The organism is Xanthomonas sp. LMG 8993 (assembly GCF_009835065.2).
GTDB classification, from domain to species: domain Bacteria; phylum Pseudomonadota; class Gammaproteobacteria; order Xanthomonadales; family Xanthomonadaceae; genus Xanthomonas; species Xanthomonas arboricola.
Genome location: NZ_QVIF02000029.1, coordinates 1 through 625 on the forward strand (window position 1 = coordinate 1; position 625 = coordinate 625).

Genomic DNA, 625 nt, shown 5'->3' on the forward strand with positions numbered 1-625 from the left:
AACTCACGTAGCGCAAAGCCGCGATCGGCCGGATCGATCACCTGCTCGGGCTCGCCATCGCGCGCCAGGAAACGGGTACGCAAGCTCTCATGCCGCGCCACCAGCGCATCGAGCGCGGCGCGTAATACTGCAACGTCAAGCTCGCCTTCCAGGCGCAGCGACACCGGCATGTGGTAAGCCACACCGGCGGCGCCGTCGAGCTGGGAAAGGAACCACAGCCGACGCTGGGCCAGCGATGGCGGCAACGGGCGCGAACGGTCGACCACCGCGATCGGCGCCGTGTCGGCGTCATCGGCTGCATCCAGGTACCGCGCCAACGAACGTGGCGATGGGTGCGCAAAGAGTTCACGCAACGGAACTTCACGGTGGAACGCGGCACGCAAGCGCGCGACCGCCTGGACCGCGGTCAGTGAATGACCACCCAGGACGAAAAAGTCATCGTCACGGCCGATCATTTCGATCTTGAGCAGTTCGCTCCAGATGGCTGCAATGCGCTGCTCGCATGCGCCCTGCGGCTGCTCGTGGAGGGTGGCGTCCCGGGAGAGTTCCGGCGCCGGCAGGCGTTTGCGATCCAGCTTGCCGTTGGCTGTCAGCGGCAGGCTCTCCAAGGGTACGTAGACCGACG

General features: G+C 66.1%; 2 protein-coding genes and 1 pseudogene. 1 reads left to right on the top strand and 2 read right to left on the bottom strand.

Translation table 11 applies throughout. From position 1 onward, the window contains the following. Both DYQ94_RS20620 and DYQ94_RS20625 read right to left on the bottom strand, forming a co-directional pair. Positions 1 to 353 (bottom strand): condensation domain-containing protein (locus DYQ94_RS20620; RefSeq protein ID WP_505414926.1); only part of this gene is annotated, 353 nt, incomplete at its 3' end. Positions 354 to 362: 9 nt separating this feature from the next. After that, positions 363 to 455: pseudogene (locus DYQ94_RS20625) on the bottom strand (phosphopantetheine-binding protein); the annotation flags it as partial. Between DYQ94_RS20625 and DYQ94_RS20630 the strand changes: the two are divergent. Continuing rightward, on the top strand, positions 414 to 625 hold a 212-nt coding region (locus tag DYQ94_RS20630; protein WP_505414927.1), incomplete at its 3' end, for a hypothetical protein. The pseudogene DYQ94_RS20625 and the gene DYQ94_RS20630 sit on opposite strands and share 42 nt — an antisense overlap.